Annotated in this window: 13 protein-coding genes, 2 tRNA genes and 3 pseudogenes; 12 read left to right on the top strand and 6 right to left on the bottom strand. The window is 64.3% G+C overall.

Annotation, left to right across the window (positions count from 1 at the left end):
* The first annotated feature begins 35 nt into the window (after positions 1-35).
* On the top strand, positions 36-647 hold the full coding sequence (locus CIT39_RS19365; RefSeq protein WP_094977643.1) for a hypothetical protein: 612 nt from the start codon (positions 36-38) through the stop codon (positions 645-647).
* A gap of 204 nt (positions 648-851) precedes the next feature.
* On the opposite strand, the gene CIT39_RS19360 is transcribed toward CIT39_RS19365, so the two are convergent.
* On the bottom strand, positions 852-1,829 hold the full coding sequence (locus CIT39_RS19360) for a GlxA family transcriptional regulator (RefSeq protein ID WP_094891783.1): 978 nt from the start codon (positions 1,827-1,829) through the stop codon (positions 852-854).
* 153 nt (positions 1,830-1,982) lie between these two features.
* Here CIT39_RS19360 and CIT39_RS19355 point away from each other — a divergent pair, with 153 nt between their 5' ends.
* On the top strand, positions 1,983-2,246 hold the full coding sequence (locus tag CIT39_RS19355) for a tautomerase family protein (protein WP_094891782.1): 264 nt from the start codon (positions 1,983-1,985) through the stop codon (positions 2,244-2,246).
* Between the two features lie 77 nt (positions 2,247-2,323).
* On the opposite strand, the gene glnA is transcribed toward CIT39_RS19355, so the two are convergent.
* Positions 2,324-3,733: a type I glutamate--ammonia ligase gene (gene glnA / locus CIT39_RS19350; RefSeq protein WP_094891781.1), complete on the bottom strand. Its 1,410-nt coding sequence runs from the start codon at positions 3,731-3,733 to the stop codon at positions 2,324-2,326.
* A gap of 151 nt (positions 3,734-3,884) precedes the next feature.
* A complete protein-coding gene (locus tag CIT39_RS19345) occupies positions 3,885-4,223 on the bottom strand; it encodes a P-II family nitrogen regulator (RefSeq protein WP_007603495.1) in 339 nt (112 codons plus the stop codon).
* A 382-nt stretch (positions 4,224-4,605) separates the two neighbouring features.
* On the opposite strand from CIT39_RS19345, the gene CIT39_RS19340 reads away from it, so the two are divergent.
* Positions 4,606-6,105, top strand: coding sequence for an NAD(P)H-hydrate dehydratase (locus CIT39_RS19340; protein WP_094977644.1), 1,500 nt, complete (start codon positions 4,606-4,608; stop codon positions 6,103-6,105).
* Between the two features lie 4 nt (positions 6,106-6,109).
* On the opposite strand, the pseudogene CIT39_RS19335 reads toward CIT39_RS19340, so the two are convergent.
* Positions 6,110-7,427 (bottom strand): annotated as a pseudogene (locus tag CIT39_RS19335) (multicopper oxidase family protein).
* Between the two features lie 154 nt (positions 7,428-7,581).
* Here CIT39_RS19335 and CIT39_RS19330 point away from each other — a divergent pair.
* The 3 genes and pseudogenes from CIT39_RS19330 to CIT39_RS19320 all read left to right on the top strand — a co-directional run bounded on the left by CIT39_RS19330 (position 7,582) and on the right by CIT39_RS19320 (position 10,113).
* A tRNA-Leu gene (locus CIT39_RS19330) sits at positions 7,582-7,666 on the top strand.
* Between the two features lie 173 nt (positions 7,667-7,839).
* A pseudogene (gene tig / locus CIT39_RS19325) lies at positions 7,840-9,199 on the top strand (trigger factor).
* Between the two features lie 280 nt (positions 9,200-9,479).
* A pseudogene (locus tag CIT39_RS19320) lies at positions 9,480-10,113 on the top strand (ATP-dependent Clp protease proteolytic subunit).
* 55 nt (positions 10,114-10,168) lie between these two features.
* Here CIT39_RS19320 and CIT39_RS19315 read toward each other — a convergent pair.
* The gene (locus CIT39_RS19315; protein ID WP_148667330.1) at positions 10,169-10,390 is read right to left on the bottom strand and encodes a hypothetical protein; all 222 of its coding nucleotides are present in this window, start codon (positions 10,388-10,390) and stop codon (positions 10,169-10,171) included.
* A gap of 178 nt (positions 10,391-10,568) precedes the next feature.
* On the opposite strand from CIT39_RS19315, the gene clpX reads away from it, so the two are divergent.
* The 6 genes from clpX (at position 10,569) to CIT39_RS19285 (ending at position 17,925) form a co-directional block, all read left to right on the top strand.
* Entirely contained in the window at positions 10,569-11,840 is a 1,272-nt protein-coding gene (gene clpX / locus CIT39_RS19310) for an ATP-dependent Clp protease ATP-binding subunit ClpX (RefSeq protein ID WP_094977648.1), read from the top strand.
* 326 nt (positions 11,841-12,166) lie between these two features.
* Complete coding sequence (lon, locus tag CIT39_RS19305; protein ID WP_094977649.1) at positions 12,167-14,590, top strand: endopeptidase La; 2,424 nt, start codon at positions 12,167-12,169, stop codon at positions 14,588-14,590.
* A 63-nt stretch (positions 14,591-14,653) separates the two neighbouring features.
* The gene (locus tag CIT39_RS19300; RefSeq protein WP_094977865.1) at positions 14,654-15,058 is read left to right on the top strand and encodes a GFA family protein; all 405 of its coding nucleotides are present in this window, start codon (positions 14,654-14,656) and stop codon (positions 15,056-15,058) included.
* A gap of 49 nt (positions 15,059-15,107) precedes the next feature.
* Positions 15,108-15,184 (top strand) — tRNA-Val (locus tag CIT39_RS19295).
* Between the two features lie 201 nt (positions 15,185-15,385).
* Positions 15,386-16,246, top strand: coding sequence for a class I SAM-dependent methyltransferase (locus CIT39_RS19290; protein ID WP_094977866.1), 861 nt, complete (start codon positions 15,386-15,388; stop codon positions 16,244-16,246).
* A gap of 140 nt (positions 16,247-16,386) precedes the next feature.
* Positions 16,387-17,925, top strand: coding sequence for a hypothetical protein (locus CIT39_RS19285; RefSeq protein WP_148667329.1), 1,539 nt, complete (start codon positions 16,387-16,389; stop codon positions 17,923-17,925).
* Positions 17,926-17,931: 6 nt separating this feature from the next.
* Here CIT39_RS19285 and CIT39_RS19280 read toward each other — a convergent pair whose 3' ends face one another.
* Positions 17,932-18,894, bottom strand: a complete 963-nt coding sequence (locus CIT39_RS19280; protein WP_162308583.1) for a cation diffusion facilitator family transporter — start codon at positions 18,892-18,894, stop codon at positions 17,932-17,934.

Below are 18,894 nucleotides of genomic sequence, written 5' to 3'. Positions count from 1 at the left end.
GCACGACTCCAGCTCGTTTCCGGGATTGGATCTCGATGATACGCAGCTTCACTGCCACAGTCCTTGTCCTGCTCGCATCCTCCGCATTCGCCCAAAGCGCGCCGCCGCGGGAGGGCCCGATCAGCTGCGCTGCGCCGGTTGCCCCTGACGATACCGAGCGGAGCCTGAAGCAGCGCTACGGCAAGGAGGCCGTGGTGCAGGAGCTGCCGGGCGCCGAGGGCGAACGCTACAAGGGCATCGTGCTGTTCCCGAAGGCGAGGGACCGTCGCATCGAGATCGCCTTCACCGACGACAAGGCCGGGCGCGCCTCCGGCCTGACCTTGCGCGACGCGGGCAAGGCCAGCCTCTGGAACATCGCCGGCGTCACGATCGGATCCAGCCTTGCCGACGTGCAGAAGGCCAACGGCAAGCCGTTCCTCGTCAACGGCTTCGAATGGGACTATGGCGGCTTCGTCACCGATTGGAAGGGCGGCGCGCTCAGCCGGCCGCTGCAAGGCGGTTGCACGGTCACGATCCGCTTCGGCGGCAAGACAGGCGCGCCAAGGTCGCTGTCGGGTGACGGCGTGAAGGCGGCGTCGGATGGCGCGGCGCTGGTGAAATGGGCGCCAGTAGTGACGGAGATCGGTGTGAATTTTCCGGACAGGTGACGATCGGTGCGATTGCGTATGCCGGATCAGCCGGAGGCATGATCCGCCATACTTGGAGTGGCGCCATGCACTCGAGCATTCCATTCTGGACGCGATAAACCAATCAGTAGGAATTGCTCCGCCCTGATTTTTCCGGCCCTGATTTGTTCTTTGAGAACGAAGTGGAGTCGGATGCGGAACGAAAGCGGATGTCCCGGGGGCGGCTCACGCCGTGCGCTCTGTCCGCCGCGCGCGATAGGCCTGTGGTGACATCAGGGTCAATTTCCGGAAGGCCTTGCGAAAGCTGCTCTCGTCCTCATAGCCGGCCGTCCGTGCGATCGCCTTGATCGGCTGCGTCGTCGTCTCCAGCAGCGTGCGCGCATGCTCGACGCGGCGGCGCATGATGAAGGCCTGCGGCGGCTCGTGCGTGAGATCCTGAAACTTCCGGTTCAGCGTGCGCTCGCTGAGGCCGAGCGCGCCGGCGAGCCGCTTGACCGTCATGGGAGCCTTGCCGGGGCGGCGAACCAAGAGGTCGGCCCTGGTCAGCAGCGGGTCCTGCGAGAGCAGATAGCCGACCGGCATGAATATCGACTGGGTGCGCTGCGCGGTGTCGATGACGACGTAGTCCGCGCATAATTTTGCGATCTGCTTGCCTTCGACCATCTCGATCAATCTGAGCAGCAGGTCGACCCACGACATCGGGCCGGCTGCGCAGACGATGCGGTCCGCAGCCGTGATGACGGCGTCGGCGGCGAGGTCGATCGTGGGATGACGCTGCCGCAGCTCGCCTTGCAGCCACCAGGTGATGGTGGCGCGGCGGTTGTCGAGCAGGCCGGCTCCGGCCAACAGGAACACCCCGCTGCAGAACGCACCGATCAGCCGGCCGTTCGCGTGTTGCTGCCGGAGCCAGGCGCCGGCCCGGGCATATTGCGGTTGCAGGCGCTCGGCCGTGACGTGATCGACGAGGTTACCGGGGACGAGGATCGCGTCGAAGCGCGCCCGTGCTCCGACCGCGCCGTCGGCCGCGACTATCTGCCCGCCGCCGGCGCGCACGGGCTTGCCGTCGAGCGAGAGTGTCTGCCAGCTGAAGCGGGGCTTTGCACCGCTCTGCTGCATGACGTGATTGGCGAGCGAGAGGATGTCGGCGACGCCGGCAATCGCAGAGTGCATGCAGCCTTCCACGGCCAGAATTGCAAGCTTCATGGGGAGCTCCAGGCGGGACGCGGCGATCCTATCCGATCGGTGCGCGGACCGCGTGGCGGAAATTGCCCGATCTCTGTCTTATCCGCCACTGCCTCGCCGGTCACGTTCGGGTCAATTTGCCCCCGTCGTCACACGACATGATTGGAGAGAGACATGCCTTACGTCACCATTTCCACCGTCCGCGGCATCCTGGATGCCGCGCAGAAGAAGGCGCTGCTCGATCGCGTCACCGATCTCCTGGTCGAGATCGAAGGACAGGGCAATGCGGACTTCCGCCGTAACGTCTGGGTCAGGATCGAGGAGCAGGATCCCTCGCACTGGTCGCTCGGCGGCATGCAGCCGACAGCTGAGATCATCGCCGGCACGTTCGGTACGATCGGGGCGGACGGGCTGCGGATCGCGCGGCAGAAGGCTTAGGTTCGCCTCGAGCCGAAAAACGAAAAGGCGCCTCCTTTCGGAAGCGCCTTTTGCCTGTCGCAGACGGTTCAGGCTGCTCAGCCCGAATAATACATCTCGAACTCGACCGGGTGCGGGGTCATTTCGAAGCGGGCGACTTCGGTCATCTTCAGCTCGATGTAGGCGTCGATGAAGTCGTCGTCGAACACGCCGCCGGCCTTGAGGAAGCCGCGGTCCTTGTCGAGGTTTTCCAGCGCCTCGCGGAGCGAACCGCAGACGGTCGGGATCTGCTTCAGCTCTTCCTTCGGAAGGTCGTAGAGGTCCTTGTCCATCGCCGGACCCGGATCGATCTTGTTCTTGATGCCGTCGAGGCCGGCCATCAGCATCGCGGCGAAGCCGAGATACGGGTTGGCCATCGGATCGGGGAAACGCACCTCGACGCGCTTGGCCTTTGGCGAAGCGGTGTAGGGGATGCGGCAGGAGGCCGAGCGGTTGCGCGCGGAATAGGCGAGCAGCACGGGGGCCTCATAGCCCGGGACCAGACGCTTGTAGGAGTTGGTCGACGGGTTGGTGAAGGCGTTGATCGCCTTGGCGTGCTTGATGATGCCGCCGATGTAGTGCAGGCAGGTCTCCGAGAGATCGGCGTATTTGTTGCCGGCGAACACCGGCTTGCCGTCCTTCCAGATCGACTGGTGCACGTGCATGCCCGAGCCGTTGTCGCCGAAGATCGGCTTCGGCATGAAGGTGGCGGTCTTGCCGTAGATGTGCGCGACCTGGTGGATGCAGTATTTGTAGATCTGCATGTGGTCGGCCATCAGCGTCAGCGTGTCGAACTTCATGCCGAGCTCGTGCTGGGCGGAAGCCACTTCGTGATGGTGCTTCTCGACCTTGACGCCCATCTTGGCCATGGCGCCGAGCATTTCCGAGCGCATGTCCTGCACCGAGTCCTGCGGCGGCACGGGGAAATAGCCGCCCTTGGTGCGGATGCGGTGGCCGAGATTGCCGCCTTCATATTCGGTGTCGGAATTGGTCGGCAGCTCCGAGGAGTCGAGCCGGAAACCGGTCTTGTAGGGCTCTGCCGAAAAGCGCACGTCGTCGAACACGAAGAATTCGGCTTCGGGACCGACGAACACGGTGTCACCCACGCCCATCGACTTCACCATGGCTTCCGCCTTCTTGGCGATGCCGCGGGGGTCGCGGTTGTAGGGCTCGCCGGTGGTCGGCTCGAGCACGTCGCAGGTGATGACCATGGTGGTCTCGGCGAAGAACGGGTCGATCGTCGCAGTGACCGGGTCGGGCATCAGGCACATGTCGGACTCGTTGATCGCCTTCCAGCCGGCGATCGAGGAGCCGTCGAACATCGTTCCTTCGGCGAAGATGTCGTCATCGATCATGCTGACGTCGAACGTCACATGCTGCCACTTGCCGCGCGGATCGGTGAAGCGCAGGTCGACGTACTTGACGTCGTTGTCCTTGATCGATTTCAGGACGTCTTTGGCGGTCTTCATGCATACCCCTTTTGGCTCTGCGGGTCGGTTTCCAGATGAGCAAAATTATTCTCGCTCAGGCGAGTTTTGCGCGACCGCACAAACGAAATCAGGCCGCCGAAGCAGCCTTCATTCTAGTCGCAGTGTCGCAAAATTCGGGATAGCACCCGGCTCAGATAGCGTCCAGCCCGGATTCGCCGGTTCGGATGCGGATCGCCTCTTCTATGTTGGAGACGAAAATCTTACCGTCGCCGATGCGGCCGGTTTGCGCGGCGCGGCGGATCGCATCGATGGCGCGCTCGACCAGATCGTCGCCGATCACGATCTCGATCTTCACCTTGGGCAGGAAGTCGACGATGTATTCTGCGCCGCGGTAGAGCTCGGCATGGCCTTTCTGCCGGCCAAAGCCCTTGGCTTCGGTGACGGTGATGCCCTGAAGGCCGACTTCCTGAAGCGCTTCCTTCACCTCGTCGAGCTTGAATGGCTTGATGATGGCTTCGATTTTCTTCACTGCGCGCCTCCCGGCCTTTCGAACAAATAGCAACGTCTTCGTCAGGATGCGCTTTCTTAACGCACGATCTTGTCTTCGCTATGCCTGAAACCCCTGACCAGTCCGGCAACAACGGCCGGCCACACTCTGATAAATGCCAGTGAGCACGACGAACCGAAGCGGCTTCCTCGAAAGCAGGGTCTATGCCAAGTTGCAAATGCCCTGATTGTTGGAGCGTTATCAGCCTTTTAACGTGCATCCCTGTGCAGTGGCGCCGACCTGCACAAGATACCGAAGACTACGAAATAGGCAAACGGTTCAATATCTGTGCAGATCGATGTTCCCAAGAGTGGGGCGGCACGTAACGTGCCTGTTGAAAAGGCGTTTGGACCAGGGAAGTGGCATGGAAGTTCTGACCACCGCTGAAATGCAGCGCGCCGACCAGCTCACCATCGCGGCCGGCACGCCCGGTTTCAAGCTGATGCTGAGCGCGGGGCAGGCGGTCGCCGATGCCGCCCAAGCGCTGGTGGAGGAGGGGCCGATCCTGATCGTGGCCGGCCCCGGCAACAATGGCGGTGACGGTTTTGTCGCAGCTGCCGAGCTCGCCGCGCAGGGGCGCGAGGTTTCGGTCATCCTGATGTGCGAGCGCGACCAGCTCCAGGGCGACGCGGCCTCGGCCGCGCGCGGCTGGAAGCACCCGGTGCTCCCGTTCAATCCTCAGGCGGTCGGACGGCCCGCGCTGATCATCGACGCATTGTTCGGCGCAGGCCTCAGCCGTCCCGTCGACGGCGAGGCGCGTGCGATGATCGAGGCGATCAATGCCAACGGCGCCCCGGTGCTCGCGGTCGACCTGCCGAGCGGCATCAACGGCACCAGCGCAGCCGTGATGGGCGTGGCGGTGAACGCCGCCGAGACCGTCACCTTCTTCCGCAAGAAGCCGGCGCATCTGTTGCTGCCGGGCCGTATGCATTGCGGCCACGTGCGTGTCGCCGACATCGGCATCGACGCGCAGGTGCTCGACGAGATCGCGCCGCTGACTTTCGAGAACGATCCGGATGTCTGGGGCGCCGCCTTTCCGGTGCCGCGCATCGACGGCCATAAATACGCGCGGGGGCATGTGTTGACGGTCTCCGGCGATGCGGCGGCGACCGGCGCTGCGCGGCTGGCAGCGCGCGGGGCGCTGCGCGCCGGGGCAGGGCTGGTGACGCTGGCGAGCCCGCGCGACGCGCTCGCGATCAACGCGGCCGCGCTCACGGCCGTCATGGTTCGCCCCGTCGACACCGCCATCGAGTTCGGCGAGCTGCTCGGCGACAAGCGCTACAACACCTGCATCATCGGCCCCGGCGCCGGCATCGGTGAACGCACCTGCGATCTCGTTCACACCGCGCTCACGGCGCGGCGTCATCTGGTGCTCGATGCCGATGCGCTGACGAGCTTTGCCGCAAACCCTGCGCGGCTGTTCGAATCGATCAGGTCGTCGCGCGACAATGCGGTGGTGCTGACGCCGCACGAGGGCGAGTTTCCGCGCCTGTTCTCCGATCTCAGCAACAAATTTCCGGGCCGCTCCAAGCTGGAGCGCGTGCGCGATGCCGCCGAACGCTCCGGCGCGGTGGTGCTGCTGAAGGGCCCGGACACCACCATCGCGGCCCCCGACGGCCGCGCCACCATCGCCGCCAACGCGCCGCCCTGGCTCGCCACCGCCGGCGCCGGCGACGTGCTCGCCGGCATCATCGCCGGCCTGCTGGCGCAAGGCGTACCGGCCTTCGAGGCCGCCAGCATCGGCGTCTGGATGCACGGCGAGGCCGCGCGCGAGGCCGGGCCGGGCCTGATCGCGGAGGATCTGACCGAGACGCTGCCGGCCGTGCACCGGCGGATCTATGATGCGCTCGGGGTGGAGTATTGAGCGCTCACTCCACCCCATACCAGCGCACCAGCCGGGGCGCGGCCCCAATCGGTGGCGACGGATTCGATTAGCCACCGTCCGGGCGCGGTCGCCGCGAAGGCGACGCGCTGGGTCTGGCCGGGCTCGACCGCGAGCGTGTCGAGCCAGTAGGGTTTCCAGCCGTCGTCGAGCCTGTCGAGCAGGCGGAAGGGGTGGCCGTGCAGGTGGAACACGGTGGTGAGAGGGCCGGTATTCTTGAGGGCCAGCACCACGGTGCGGCCGGTCCTGGCGCGGAAGATGGGGGCGGAGGCCGTCGAGAAGTTTGCCGGTCGCGCCCAGTCGATGTCTGCGGCGCCGAGCGCGACATCGAACCGCAGGGCGCCTTTCAGATCGAGCTTCTCGGGCAGGTCGTTCGGAGGGAGGGGCTGCGCTGGCATCAGCGGCACCCGGCGCTCCAACTGGCCGGATATCTTCAGGCGGCCGACCTGGCGGGCCTCCTTGCCGTCATGCAGCAGCAACGCGGCCGATGTGGCCGCATCCACGAAAGCGTCGGCGCGAGCGCCGGGGGCCAGCACCACGGCACCGTTGCGCGCAGAAAAGGGCTCGGCCGGTTGCCCGTCCAGGGCCATCACTCGGACGTCATGACCTTCTAGTTTGATTGCCAGAACAGTACGTTGCGAGCCGTTGATCAAGCGCAGCCGCAGCCGCTGATTGCCCATCGCTGAGAGTTCGAATGAAGTTTGCCCGTTGATCGTGTAGAGGGGCCTCGCGTCCTTCGGGTCCTGGCCGGGCGGGACCGCGGTGCCATCCTGGCGCAGGCGCCATTCCTCGATCAGCAGGACGACGTCGCTATCGACGGTGACTGGGCTGGATTCGGCGACGATGACCGGAAGCGGACGGACAGGCTGCTTCTGATCGTCCTCGAAGAGGCGAAAGTCAGCCAGCAAGGTCCCCGCGTTCAGCATTGAAATAATTGATGTTTCGACCGCGTTTGGCGGGGCAGGCGCGCGCCCTCGCAACGGGTCGGTCGGGGCCCCGCTGTTCAGGCCGTACCAGACTGGTGCAAGCGGCACAGGCAGGTCGTTCCGAAACACCAGCTCGCAACGGTCGCCCCGCTTGAGACGGACGTCCCTGAGATGACTGGCCGCGGCCAGCTCCCAGATCGGTGTCGGTGGCCGATCCGGCTTGAGAGCCAGGCTTGCGGCCCGTGCCTGGAGGGCGATCTGGGCGGTCACGGCCGGGGCCGCTCCCCCCGCCATCAGCCCGGCCGTGGACGCGCCGAGCGCCGCGCCGAGGCCGGCCAAAAGCTCACGTCGGTTCGGCTCGAATATCCCAGGTGTCATGGGCCGATCCCGACCACGCCGCGCTGGATAAGTCCAGCCGCCGTGCCTACTTAAAGCTTGCCTCTATCGGGCCATTTTTTTGCTGCGAACAGTTGGGCGCATGTTATAAGCCCGGCCGCCCGCGGCATCGCGGCCGGTCTTGATGCAAATTCACGCGGGCGTGGCGGAACTGGTAGACGCGCTGGATTTAGGTTCCAGTGACGAAAGTTGTGGGGGTTCGAGTCCCTCCGCCCGCACCAAGCGCTTATCGCGTTTGCACGGATTACGAGACCTGCTCTTGCGCGGATGTTCGTCCGCCGGGAGCCGGTTCGATGAAGCACCGGCGTTGAGGCGTTCGCCTCGCGCCGGATCGATTAATGACAGCGTCCCGACGCATGCGCGCCGGGACCGAACGGGAAGAAGATTGGACGCCATGCAGGTCACAGAAACCCTCTCGGAAGGTTTGAAGCACGAGTTCAAGATCAGCGTTCCCGCGTCTGATCTCGACGCCAAGGCCGGCGCCAAGCTCGTCGACCTCAAGGACAAGGTCCGCATCAACGGCTTCCGTCCCGGCAAGGTCCCGGTCACTCACCTGAAGAAGGTCTACGGCCGCTCCGTGATGGCGGAGACCATCGACCAGACCATCCGCGACACCAACACGCAGCTGTTCTCCGAGCGCGGCTTCCGCCTTGCGACCGAGCCGAAGATCACCATGCGAGCGAGCAGGCCGAGGTCGAGGAGCTCTTGAGCGGCAAGACCGATCTGACCTACACGGTCGCGATCGAGGTGGTGCCGGCGATCGCACTCGCCGACTTCAAGGCCTTCCAGGTCGAGAAGCCCGTGGCCGAGGTCACCGATTCCGACGTCGACGAGGCGATCAAGCGGATCGCCGATACCAACCGCGGCTATGCCGCGAAGGCCGAGGGCGCCAAGGCCGAGTCGGTGACCGCGTCACCATCAACTTCAAGGGCAGCATCAACGGCGAAGTCTTCGAGGGCGGCACCGGCGAAGGCATCCAGGTCGTGATCGGCTCGAACACCTTCATTCCCGGCTTCGAGGAACAGCTCACCGGCATCGGCGCGGGCGAGACCCGCACGCTGAAAGTGTCGTTCCCCAAGAACTACATGAACGACAAGCTCGCCGGCCAGCCGGCCGAGTTCGAGACCACCGCGACCTCGATCGAGTCGCCGCAGGACGTCGCGATCGACGACGAGTTCGCCAAGACGCTCGGCCTCGAATCGCTCGACAAGCTGAAGGAAGCCGCGCGCGAGCGCCTGGTTGCCGAGTTCGCCGGCGCGACGCGCCAGCGCGTCAAGCGCGCGCTGCTCGACCGCCTCGACGAAGCCCATCGCTTCGAGGCGCCGCCCTCGCTGGTCGACGAGGAGTTCAATCTGATGTGGAACTCGGTCAAGGCCGAGATGGACTCCGCCGGCAAGACCTTTGCCGACGAGGACACCACTGAAGACGCCGCCAAGGAAGAGTACCGCAAGATCGCCGACCGCCGCGTGCGGCTCGGTCTCGTGCTCTCCGAGATCGGCGAGAAGAACAAGATCACCGTGACCGACGACGAGGTCGGCCGCGCCGTGATCGAGCGCGCCCGCTCGATGCCCGGCCGCGAGAAGGAGGTCTGGGACTATTACCGCAGCAATGCCCAGGCGCTGGCCCAGCTTCGTGCACCGATCTATGAGGACAAGGTCGTCGACTTCATCCTCGAGCTCGCCAACGTGACCGAGAAGAAGGTTTCGCGCGAGGACCTCTACAAGGACGACGAGGCGGAAAAGACCGCGGCCTGAAGGGGTTGAGGCAGGCCTCCATTAAGGATGATCAGCGAAGAGGCCCAGCTAGCCAGATGGCCGGCTGGGCCTCTTCGTGCGAATCAGCTTCAACTGCCTCGAAGGATTAAGCCTTAATTCGCTCCGCACTTGTCAGAAGCGAATTGGGCTATATCTGTCGATACGCCTTTCACGTCTACCAAGTTCCTGCATCACAGGACGTTCATCAGCTTTCCGGCAAATCCAGCCAAACTGGCCGTCATGCCCGGCGATGTCCGTCTCCGAAAACCCTAGGTGACTCATGCGCGATCCGGTTGAAACCTACATGAACCTCGTGCCCATGGTGGTCGAGCAGACCAACCGTGGCGAGCGCGCCTACGACATCTTCTCGCGCCTGCTGAAGGAGCGCATCATCTTCCTGACCGGCCCGGTCGAGGACGGCATGTCGACGCTGGTCGTCGCCCAGCTCCTGTTCCTTGAGGCGGAAAATCCGAAGAAGGAAATCTCGATGTACATCAACTCGCCGGGCGGCGTGGTGACGTCGGGCCTTGCGATCTACGACACCATGCAATTCATCCGCCCGCCGGTATCGACGCTGTGCACGGGGCCAGGCCGCCTCGATGGGCTCGCTGCTGCTCTGCGCCGGCGAGAAGGACATGCGCTTCTCGCTGCCGAACGCGCGCATCATGGTGCACCAGCCCTCCGGCGGCTTCCAGGGCCAGGCGACCGACATCATGCTGCACGCCCAGGAAATCCTGAACCTGAAGAAGCGGCTCAACGAGATCTACGTGAAGCACACCGGGCAGACCTACAAGGCGATCGAGGATGCGCTGGAACGCGACAAGTTCCTCACCGCGGCCGACGCCAAGGAGTTCGGCCTGGTCGACAAGGTCATCGACAAGCGCGCCGAGGAGCCGGCGGCGAAAGCCCCGTAGCACTACTGGAGTGTGACGGCGATCCCTCGGTATCCCCTGGGATTGCTTGTTACCATCAGGTAGCGTTCACGCTATGGACCGTGGGCGCGTCGCAAAGCACCGTTTTGCGCCCTGCGACAGGCAGAAAGTTCCGCTTTCGTGCTTGTTTTTCGTGGCTATCCAGCAACGCCGGGGTGATTTCGATCACTTCGCCCGTGCCAAGACCGGAAATCACGGTATTGTCACGGGTAGCCGGCGGCGCCCGATTAGCGAATTCTTGATAGTCGGGTGACAGCATGGTTGGCTACGAACGATCGGCTATGATCGCGGAGAATCGAGTGACCGTGATTCGCACGGGATGTAATGCGTAGGGTCTTTTTTGGTACGGAATTTGCTCTACTTAAGCTTCATGCCGACCATCGTGTCGGAATGGAGCGATCGAGCGGAACGGAATCGAACCGCGGACGGAGACAGGAATGAGTAAGGTCGGCACGAGCGACTCCAAGAACACGCTATATTGCTCGTTCTGCGGCAAGAGCCAGCACGAAGTCCGCAAACTGATCGCGGGTCCCACGGTCTTCATCTGCGACGAGTGCGTCGAGCTCTGCATGGACATCATCCGCGAGGAGAACAAATCCTCGCTGGTCAAGTCGCGCGACGGCATTCCGACGCCGAAGGAAATCTGCAAGGTCCTGGACGACTACGTGATCGGCCAGAGCCACGCGAAGAAGGTCCTGTCGGTCGCGGTGCACAACCACTACAAGCGCCTCAACCACCAGACCAAGCACAACGACGTCGAGCTCGCGAAGTCGAACATCCTGCTGATCGGTCCGACCGGTTCGGGCAAGACGCTGCTCGCGCAGACGCTCGCCCGTATCCTGGACGTCCCCTTCACGATGGCGGACGCGACGACGCTGACCGAGGCCGGCTATGTCGGTGAGGACGTCGAGAACATCATCCTGAAGCTGCTTCAGTCCGCCGACTACAATGTCGAGCGCGCCCAGCGCGGCATCGTCTACATCGACGAAATCGACAAGATCAGCCGCAAGTCCGACAACCCCTCGATCACGCGCGATGTGTCGGGTGAGGGCGTGCAGCAGGCGCTGCTGAAGATCATGGAAGGCACGGTGGCTTCGGTCCCGCCGCAGGGCGGCCGCAAGCATCCGCAGCAGGAATTCCTGCAGGTGGACACCACCAACATCCTCTTCATCTGCGGCGGCGCGTTCGCCGGCCTCGACAAGATCATCTCGGCGCGCGGACGGTCGACCTCGATCGGTTTCGCGGCCCAGGTGATGGCGCCGGAAGACCGTCGCACCGGCGAGATCTTCCGTCACGTCGAGCCTGAGGACCTCCTGAAGTACGGCCTCATCCCCGAGTTCGTCGGCCGTCTGCCGGTCGTGGCGACGCTCGAGGACCTCGATGAGGTCTCGCTGAAGAAGATCCTGACCGAGCCGAAGAATGCGCTGGTGAAACAGTACCAGCGGCTGTTCGAGATGGAGAACATCGAGCTGACCTTCGCCGACGAGGCGCTTGGCGCGGTCGCCCGCAAGGCGATCGAGCGCAAGACCGGTGCGCGCGGGTTGCGTTCGATCCTCGAGGCGATCCTGCTCGAGACCATGTTCGACCTGCCGGGCCTGGAAGGTGTGGAAGAGGTCGTGATTTCGCGCGAAGTCGTGGAAGGAACGGCGCGTCCGCTCTACATCTACGCCGATCGGTCCGATCGCGCCGTCGAGAACGCCAGCGCCTGATCTTTCGGCGCTGGAACGCTCTAACTGTACCCTCGAGGTGGGGCTGCGGACGTGTATCTCCGCAGCCGGTGTTGCGTCGCTTACCGCGTTGCGTAAGCGCCTGATGGCGCGCGTCTTTCAATGACTTGACACCCCCCGGGTCGATAGCCACCTAATGTCGGCGGCGAGTAAAAATTCTCTTCCAGATTCGCCTCAGTTCCGATCCGGCGAGCCGGTCCAACGCGCAAACGGACCGACCGGTTTTGCGGATCACCTCGGCACCTTGTGGCGGTTGCGCATGAGCATGGCGGGCTGCGTGCAAGGGGGCAAAGCAAAAGGAAAAGGCCATGACTAATCCAAAACCCCGGCCGACCATCGTTCATGGCGAAACGCACGCCTATCCCGTGCTGCCGCTGCGCGACATCGTCGTCTTCCCGCACATGATCGTTCCGCTCTTCGTCGGTCGCGAGAAGTCGATCCGCGCGCTCGAAGAGGTGATGAAGAACGACGCGCTGATCATGCTCGCGACGCAGAAGAACGCGTCCGACGACGATCCGGCGCCCGACTCGATTTACGAGACCGGTACGCTTGCCAGCGTGCTGCAGCTCTTGAAGCTTCCCGACGGCACCGTGAAGGTGCTGGTCGAAGGGCTCGAGCGTGCGCGCGTGCAGAAATACACCGATCGCGCCGACTATTACGAAGCGACCGCCATTGCGCTGGCCGACACCGATGCGAAGTCGGTCGAGGCGGAAGCGCTGTCGCGCTCGGTCGTGTCGGACTTCGAGAGCTATGTGAAGCTCAACAAGAAGATCTCGGCCGAGGTCGTCGGCGTCGTTCAGGCGATCACCGATTTCGCCAAGCTCGCCGACACCGTTGCCTCGCATCTTGCCGTCAAGATCGCGGATCGCCAGGGTATCCTGGAGACGCTGTCCGTCACCACGCGCCTCGAGAAGGTGCTGGGCCTGATGGAGAGCGAGATCTCGGTGCTGCAGGTCGAGAAGCGGATTCGTTCTCGGGTCAAACGACAAATGGAGAAGACCCAGCGCGAGTATTATCTCAACGAGCAGATGAAGGCGATCCAGAAGGAACTCGGCGACGACGAAGGTCGTGACGAGCTCGCCGACCTCGAAGAGAAGATCTCCAAGACCAAGCTCTCCAAGGAAGCGCGCGACAAGGCGCAGCATGAATTGAAGAAGCTGCGCCAGATGTCGCCGATGTCCGCGGAAGCGACCGTCGTGCGCAACTATCTGGATTGGCTGCTGTCGATCCCGTGGAACAAGAAGTCCAAGGTGAAGAAGGATCTGGAGGCCGCGCAAGCCGTGCTGGATTCCGATCACTATGGGCTGGAGAAGGTCAAGGAGCGGATCGTCGAGTATCTCGCGGTGCAGTCGCGCGCCAACAAGCTGACCGGACCGATCCTGTGCCTTGTCGGACCTCCGGGCGTCGGCAAGACCTCGCTCGGCAAGTCGATCGCGAAGGCGACGGGGCGCGAGTTCGTGCGCGTCTCGCTCGGCGGCGTGCGCGACGAGGCCGAGATCCGCGGTCACCGCCGCACCTATATCGGCTCGATGCCCGGCAAGATCATCCAGTCGATGCGGAAGGCTAAGTCGTCAAATCCGCTGTTCCTGCTGGACGAGATCGACAAGATGGGCGCCGATTTCCGCGGCGATCCGTCGTCGGCCTTGCTCGAGGTCCTCGACCCCGAGCAGAACGCGACCTTCAACGACCACTATCTCGAGGTCGACTACGATCTGTCCAACGTGATGTTCATCACGACCGCGAATACGCTCAATATTCCGGGCCCGCTGATGGACCGCATGGAGATCATCCGGATCGCGGGCTACACCGAGAACGAGAAGGTCGAGATCGCGCGCAAGCATCTGATCCCGAACGCGGTGTCCAAGCACGGCCTGGACTCCAAGGAGTTCTCGATCGACGACGACGCGTTGCTGCTTCTGATCCGCCGCTACACCCGCGAAGCGGGCGTGCGTAACCTGGAGCGTGAGCTCTCCACACTCGCCCGCAAGGCGGTGAAGGAGCTGATGATCTCCAAGAAGAAGTCGGTCAAGGTCACCGAGAAGACTCTCGAAGAGCTTCTGGGCGTGCCGAAGTACCGCTACGGCGAGATCGAGAGCGAACCGCAGGTCGGCATCGTCACCGGCCTTGCCTGGACCGATGTCGGCGGCGAGCTGCTGACGATCGAAGGCGTCATGATGCCCGGCAAGGGCAAGATGACGGTCACGGGCAATCTGCGTGACGTCATGAAGGAGTCGATCTCCGCGGCGGCGTCCTACGTTCGCTCGCGCGCGATCAACTATGGCATCGAGCCGCCGCTGTTCGACCGGCGCGACATCCACGTGCACGTGCCGGAGGGCGCGACGCCCAAGGACGGTCCGTCGGCGGGCGTCGCCATGGCCACCGCGATCATCTCGGTCATGACCGGCATCCCGGTCCGGCACGATGTCGCGATGACCGGCGAGATCACGCTGCGCGGCCGCGTGCTGCCGATCGGCGGTCTGAAGGAGAAGCTGCTGGCTGCGGCCCGCGGCGGCATCAAGACGGTGCTGATCCCCGAGGACAACGCCAAGGATCTCACGGAGATTTCCGATGCGATCAAGGGCGGCATGGAGATCATCCCGGTCTCGCGCCTCGACGACGTCGTGGCCAAGGCGCTGGTGAAGAAGCCTGTGCCGATCGTCTGGGAAGAGGACACCAAGGTGACGGTCAAGCCGGACGGCGACGAAGCCGCCGGCGGCCTGACTGCCCACTAAGCGTAAGCGAAAAGATGATAAAACGGCGCCTTCGGGCGCCGTTTTGTTTTGGGGGTCGAGGTGATGCAGATCGACGGGCAATGCCATTGCGGAAAGATCACCTATGAGGCCGAGGTCGATCCGGAGGATGTCTCGGTCTGTCACTGCTCCGATTGCCAGACGCTGACCGGCTCGCCGTTCCGGGTGACGGCGATCTGCAGCAAGGCCGATGTCCACCTGACCGGCGGTACGCCCAAGGTCTACGGCAAGCGCGGCGACAACGGCCGAATGCGCTTCCAGCATTTTTGCGCCGATTGCGGTTCCCCGCTGTTCACCAGCGGGGAGGCCGACCAGGCCGACGATTGGGGCATCCGCTGGGGCTCGATCCGCCAGCGCGACAAACTGCGCCCCGTCAGGCAGATCTGGTGCCAGTCGGCGGCGGTCTGGATCGACGCGGTGCCGCTGCTGCCGGGAAGGCCGGGGGATTGAGGTTCGGGACTTGCTCCTATGGGGCGGGTAGGGATAAAGAGGCGGCGAGGGGCGGTTAGCTCAGCTGGTTAGAGCATCTCGTTTACACCGAGAGGGTCCGCGGTTCGAATCCGTGACCGCCCACCAGCCTTTGCTCGCTTCGCGAGCTATGGCTCGGCAAGCCCGCGCAGCCCAACATTTGCTTCAGAGCCGCGGGTTCGGAGAAGCGCGCGCGCAAGCCGCTTTGGCTCCCGAAAAGGTGCGCTGGACATCCGGACGTGGTATCGCCGCGGTGTGGTTGCAGAGCCGCGACGAGCGGCATCGCGAATGGGAATGACCGGGGACACCATGCAACAGCCCAGCGGACACGAACAGAACGCCGACCAGATCGCCTATTGGAACGGCCCGAGCGGCCAGCGCTGGGCCGATCGCCATGCTGCGCAGGAGAGCCTGCTTGGACCGATTGCCGAGGCGCTGATCGACCGCGCCAGGCCGATGCCCGGTGAGCGCGTCCTCGATGTCGGCTGCGGCTCCGGCGCGACGACGTTCGCGTTCGCCAAGGCGGTGGCGCCCGACGGGTTCGCGCTCGGCCTCGACGTCTCCGAACCGATGCTGTCGCAGGCGCGCGCGTTTGCGCCGAAAGGCCTGCCGCTCGATTTCGTGCTGGCGGATGCGACGGTGCATCCGTTCGAGCCGGCGAGCTTTGATCTGCTCGCCTCGCGCTTCGGCGTGATGTTCTTTGCCGATCCCATTGCGTCCTTCACAAATCTTCGCCGCGCGCTGAAGCCGACCGGGCGGCTCGCCTTCGCCTGCTGGCGGGAGCCCAAGGAAAACCCGTGGATGATGGCGCCGCTGATGGCGGTCTACAAGCACGTGCCGAAGATGCCGCCGGTCGGGCCGGAGGAGCCGGGCCCGTTCGCCTTCGCCTCGGAAGAACGTGTGATGCGCATCCTGAAGGGGGCCGGCTTCGTCGACATGGCGATGGAGCCGCATGACCTTCCGATGGACGTCGCGATCGGCGGCGGCCTCGATGCGGCGGTGGATGGCGCCTTGCAGATCGGCCCCGCCAGCCGCGCGCTGCAGGGACATCCGCCGGAGACGTACGCGGCCGCAAAAGCCTCGATCCGCGAGATGCTCGCGCCGTTCCAGAAGGGGCAGAGCGTCGCGTTGCAAGGCGCGATCTGGATCGTGACCGCGAAGGCGACTTAGTCGCCCCCGAACTTCCGGTTGCGGGCATTGAATTGAATCCAGCTCTGATCCAGCGCACTGGTCTTTGGTCCGCCTTGCCCCGGTGGGCAGGCTCCATCGCGTGGTTCTGGGTCTGGGTCTGTGCGATCGGCCTGGCCTTGATGGTTCACCTTGCTTTCCTGGTGGCCTGGCCGGATCACTTTATCCATGAGGACAGTGCGGCCTATATCATCCAGACCGAATCCATCCTGAGAGGACAATATCTCGAGGATGTGATGAAGCGGCCGTATGGGGTGGCCGCCTTCCTTGCGCTGCTGTCGAAACTGTTCGGCCCGCACATCCTTGTGTTCGTCATCGCGCAGCACCTGATGAGCGTCGGAACTGCGCTTTTCGTTGCGGGGATCGTGCGTTTTGCCGGCGCGCCGCGCTTCTTCGCGCTGCTCGCCTTTTGTCTTGCGGCGCTGCATGGCCGCATCGTCCATTACGACAATACGATCGGTGCGGAGACGATCTCCAACTTCCTGGTCAGTCTTGCGGCCTTCATCGCCGCGGGCGCCGCATTGAGAAAATGGCCGGCGTTGCCGTCCGCGGCGGCCGTGGGCTTGACGCTCGGCGCCGTGATGACCTGCCGGTCGGCAGCGGTAGGACAGGCTGCCGTCATTCTGTTGTGGCTGGTGGTGGTGCTGGACGCAGGGCTCCTGCGCCGGCTCGGCGTGCTTGCCCTGGCAGGCCTTCTCGCATCAGCCGTCTATCTGACGCCGGCGGCGATCAATCTGGCGATCGGCAAGCGCCCCGCCGGCAACGAGACCCTGGCCGTGATGGCCTTCGTGGTCGGCTATTCCGGCGATTTCGAGCACGGCGTTCATCTCGACCGGAAGGCGCAGGCGCGGGGGTACGTCGAGCAGATGCGTGCCGAGGACACGCCTCGGGGATGGCCCGACATCGAGGTCTATCAGTGGCCGTTCGGGGCGATGCACCGGCTGGCGAAGGCCGGCGACAGCGATACGGATCTCGAGAGGGTGGTGCGTGACATCTTCGTGGAAACGCTGACGACGCCGTCGACGCTCTATCGACACCTCACGAAACACTTTCTCCGGGAGATGTTCTTCCTGCTCTTCGACGCAAATTCGGTCGCGCGGCGGACGCCCAGTCCGCAGGGCTATGAGTTCTTCACGGAACGCGACAGGTTCCCGTTCTTTGGCAGCCCGAGCGGGTTGAAGCCCGGACAGCTGATTCAGGACGACTACAAACCCTGGTGGCCATTGTCGCGGCTACTGCCGACCGCGGATCAGCTTCAGCTCAACTTGAACCGCCTCTTTGCGCGTGGCTACGCGCCGAGCTCGGACCTCGTCGCGCTGTGCTGCGGGGTGAAAGTCTCGACCGAATACGACGATCGCCCGGGAGTAATGCTGTGGCTGTCCTCGGCGACACTCGTCCTCGCCCTCGTGCTTCTGATCGGCGTCCCCGCGAGCCATGCGGGTTGGGTGCGGCGGTCTTCCGGCCGCCTCGTCGCCGGCGGCACATTGATGATCCTGCTGGCGATGGTCAGCGCCGCGTTTCCGACCTTTCTCATCTATGGGCTCAATCGCTACGCGTATTACGCCATTCCCTTCCTCGCCGGCTCGAGCGCGATCTTGGGAAGCGTAGTGTTCGATTGGCTCAGGGCCAGAGCAGGCCGCGCCGATCGCGGCGAAGCCTAAGCGCGGTCACACCGCATCATCCGGCGCCAGCGCGCAGCCATTGTCCGGGTGGGTCTCGACCTGAAGCGTGGTATGGCCGATGCGATGGGTCGTCTTTAGCAGTTGCGCCGTCTCCATCAGGAAGCCATCGCCGGTGCCGGCGGGCATGACCAGGTGGCAGGTCAGCGCCGTCTCGGTGGTCGAGATCGGCCAGACGTGGAGATCGTGGATCGCCGACACGCCGGGACGCGCGAGCAGGAGGGCTCTGATCGCGGCGAGGTCGGTGCCCTTGGGGGCGGCCGCCATCGCCATGTCGATGGAGCCGCGCAATAGGCTGGTCGTGCTCCAGAGGATGGTGGCGCAGATGACGAGGCTGGTGACGGGATCGAGCCAGAGCCAGCCGGTCCAGATGATCAATGCCGCGGAGACCACGACGCCGAGCGAGACCGCGGCGTCGGCGGCCATGTGCAGATACGCGCCCTCGATGTTGATGTCGTCCTTGCGCCCGCTCGCGAACAGCATGGCGGTAAAGCCGTTGATGAGGATGCCGATGCCGGCGACCACCATGACGGTGACGCCAGCGACCGGCTCCGGCTCGCGCAGCCGCAGGATCGCCTCCAAGCCGATCGCGCCGGTCGCGACCAGCAGGAACACGGCATTGGCGAGCGCGGCCAGAATGGTGGAGGCGCGAAAACCGTAGGTGAAGCGGCCGCTCGGCGCCCGCCGCGCCGCGATCGAGGCGCCCCAGGCCATGACCAGGCCGAGCACGTCGGACAAATTATGGCCGGCGTCCGCGAGAAGCGCAGTGGAGTTGCCGAGATAGCCGTAGATCGCTTCGGCCACGACCAGCGCGGTGTTGAGCGCAATGCCGATCGCGAACGCCTTGCCGAAATTCGCGGGCGCATGGACATGGCCGTGACTGTGGTCGTGACCATGACCGTGGTCGCCATGATCATGGTGGTGATGACCGTGATGGTCGTGGCTGCCCAC

Origin of the sequence: Bradyrhizobium symbiodeficiens (assembly GCF_002266465.3) — a bacterium.
In the GTDB taxonomy this organism is placed as follows: Bacteria; Pseudomonadota; Alphaproteobacteria; order Rhizobiales; family Xanthobacteraceae; genus Bradyrhizobium; species Bradyrhizobium symbiodeficiens.
Note: the sequence above shows the minus strand (reverse complement) of the source record. Positions and strands in the feature narration are given on the sequence as shown.